This window comes from Phenylobacterium sp. (genome assembly GCF_004799395.1).
In the GTDB taxonomy this organism is placed as follows: Bacteria; Pseudomonadota; Alphaproteobacteria; order Caulobacterales; family Caulobacteraceae; genus Phenylobacterium.
The window spans coordinates 1-2,949 of record NZ_SSMZ01000059.1; the positions used below are offsets into that span (position 1 = coordinate 1).

Annotated in this window: 3 protein-coding genes; all 3 read left to right on the top strand. The window is 71.0% G+C overall.

All coding sequences use genetic code 11. The annotated features are described in order from the left end of the window. Positions 1–1,070, top strand: a 1,070-nt coding sequence (locus tag E8A12_RS04010) for a penicillin-binding protein 2 (protein WP_293366468.1), incomplete at its 5' end; no start/stop codon positions are given. Between the two features lie 5 nt (positions 1,071–1,075). After that, positions 1,076–2,518 carry a UDP-N-acetylmuramoyl-L-alanyl-D-glutamate--2,6-diaminopimelate ligase gene (locus E8A12_RS04015; RefSeq protein ID WP_293366469.1) on the top strand — a complete coding sequence of 481 codons (1,443 nt, stop codon included), beginning with the start codon at positions 1,076–1,078 and terminating at the stop codon, positions 2,516–2,518. After that, positions 2,511–2,949: Mur ligase family protein (locus E8A12_RS04020; protein WP_293366470.1), on the top strand; the 439-nt coding region annotated here is incomplete at its 3' end. The genes E8A12_RS04015 and E8A12_RS04020, both read left to right, overlap by 8 nt.

Here is a 2,949-nt window from a genome sequence, read left to right on the forward strand (position 1 = left end):
CGCTGGAAGACGAGCTCTACAAGGCCACCGCCCAGTTCCATCCCAAGGGCGCGGCGGGCATTGTGATCAACGTCCACACCGGTGAGATCCTGGGCATGGCCAGCTATCCCACCTTCGACCCCAACAAGCCGGGCGCCGCCAGCCTGGACGCGCGCCTCAACCGCGCGGCCGGCGCAATCTACGAAATGGGTTCGACCTTCAAGGGCTTCACGGTGGCCACCGGCCTCGACACCGGAGTCGCCACGCCGACCTCGACCTTCGACGCCACCCACCCCTTCCAGCTTGGCTACCGCACGATCCACGACTATCACGCCACCCACGCCGTGCTCACCCTGGTGGAGGTGTTCCAGCACTCCTCCAACATCGGCACCGCGCGGCTCGGCGAGGCGATCGGCCCCGAACGACTGCACGCCTACTTCGACCGTTTCGGCCTGACCCAGCCGGCCAAGGTCGAGCTGATCGAAAGCGCGCGGCCGCTGACGCCGAAGGTGTGGAACGAGGACGCCATCGCCTCCACGTCCTTCGGCCACGGGATCAACGTCACGCCGCTGGCGGTGGCGCGGGCCTATTCCGGCCTGATGAACGGCGGCGAGCTCTTGGCGCTGACCATCCGCAGGCTTCCGGCGGGAACCGTCGTGCATGGCCCGCGGATGGTGTCGGAGGACACCGCCCGGACCCTGCTGCAGATCATGCGCTCCAACGTTTCCTGCCCCTGCGGGTCGGGCAAGTCGGCCAACATCCCGGGCCTGAACGTCGGCGGAAAGACCGGCACCGGCGACAAGTGGGACGCCGCGGCCCGACGCTATTCGACCACCAAGCAGGTCTCGTCCTTCGCCGCGGTCTTCCCGACAGACGGTCCGCTGGACGCCCCGCGCTACTTCGTCCTTGTCCTGCTGGATGAGCCCCAGCGTGACAAGACCGGCGCCGATCCCACGGGCGGCATCGCCGCGGCGCCGGCCGCGGGCCGGGTGATCGAGCGGATCGCGCCGTTCCTGGGCATCCAGAAGCGCGCCGAGACCAACCCCTTCACGCCGGCCGATCCCACGGCGTCCGCGGCGGAGGAGCACTAACCGCCATGCGCCTCTCCGACCTCGTCAAACGCGACCTCTCCTTCGACCCGCAGATCGAGGGCGTCACCGCCGATAGCCGCAAGGTCCGTCCCGGCTGGCTGTTCGCGGCCCTGCCGGGCGCCAAGGTCGACGGCCGCAGCTTCGCGCCGCGGGCGGTGGAGCAGGGCGCGGTCGCGGTGCTGGCCGGCCGCGAGATCGAGGGTCTGACCGCGGCAACCGTCATCGCCTCGGACCCGCGTCGGGTCTATGCGCTGGCGGCGGCGGCCTTCTGGGGCCAGCAGCCGGCCACCTGCGTCGCGGTCACCGGCACCAACGGCAAGACCTCGGTGGCGGGCTTCTGCCGCCAGATGTTCGCACACGCCGGCTTCAAGGCCGCCAGCATGGGCACGCTGGGCGTCCGCGTCAGCGGGCCGGGCATGGCCGACGTGCAGGTGACGCCGCCGGGCCTCACCACGCCCGACGCCTCCGACGTCGCCGAGTTGATGGCCCGCGTAGCGCAGTCCGGCGTCACCCACCTGGCGCTCGAGGCCTCGTCGCATGGCATCGACCAGCGCCGCCTGGACGGGGTGAAGCTGGCCGCCGCCGGCTTCCTCAACCTGACCCAGGATCACCTGGACTATCACGGCACCATGGGGGTCTATCGCGCCGCCAAGCTGCGCCTGTTCGAGACCCTGCTGGCGCGCGGCAAGACCGCGGTGTTGAACGCCGACAGCGACGCCTATTCGGCCTTCGCCGCCACCGCGGTCGGCGCCGGCCAGACCCTGATGAGCGTCGGCGCAGCCGGCCAGGGGCTGAGGCTCCTCGATCGATCCCTGCTGCCCGACGGCCAGGCGCTGAAGATCGCGCATGGCGGCAAGACCTACGACCTGCGCCTGCCGCTGGCCGGCGCCTTCCAGGCGTCCAACGCCCTGGTGGCCGCGGGCCTGTGCATTGCCGCGGGCCTGACGATAGAGCAGGTCCTGGCCGGGCTCGAGAAGATCGAAGGCGCGCCGGGCCGGCTGCAGCGGGTCGGCCAGGGGCCGCGCGGCGGCGAGGCCTATGTGGACTACGCCCACACGCCGGACGGGCTGGAGACGGTGCTGAACGCGTTGCGGCCGCATGTGCGCGGCAAGCTGATCGTGGTGTTCGGCGCCGGGGGCGACCGGGACCGCACCAAGCGTCCGCTGATGGGCCGCATCGCCGCCGACCTGGCCGACGTCGCCATCGTCACCGACGACAATCCCCGCAGCGAGAACCCCGCCGCCATCCGCGCCGAGATCCTCACTGGCGCGCGAGGGGCCAAGGAAATCGGCGACCGTCGTGAGGCCATCCGCGCCGCCGCCGCGTTGCTGGGCGAGGGCGACATCCTGGTGGTCGCCGGCAAGGGTCATGAACAGGGCCAGATCGTGGGCGACGTGGTCCATCCCTTCGACGACGTGGCCGAAACTGCGGACGCGCTCGATGGCTGAGCCGCTCTGGACCTCGGCGGAGATCGAGGCGGCCACGGGCGGCAGGCTCAGCGGCGAGGCCTTCACCGCCACCGGGGTCTCCATCGACACCCGCACCCTGGAACGCGGCGATTTATTCGTGGCGCTTGGCGGCGTCCGCGACGGCCACGAGTTCGTAGATCAAGCCAGGGACAGGGGCGCGGCCGGCGCGCTGGCGTCCCAGCCGGTGTTGGGTTCGGCGGTCATGGTCGAGGACACGCTGAAAGGCCTCGAACGTCTCGGTGAAGCGGCTCGCGAGCGCGCGCCGGCGGTCAAGCGCGGTGCGGTGACCGGATCGGTCGGCAAGACCAGCGTCACCCAGGCGATCATGGCCGGCCTGATGCTCGCCGGCCGCGCGCATTCGTCGGTCAAGTCCTACAACAACCACATCGGCGTGCCGCTCACCCTGGCGC

Excerpts from the sequence above, each read along its gene's own strand:
- E8A12_RS04015 (WP_293366469.1), top strand. The coding sequence starts at position 1,076 with ATGCGCCTCTCCGACCTCGTCAAACGCGACCTCTCCTTCGACCCGCAG.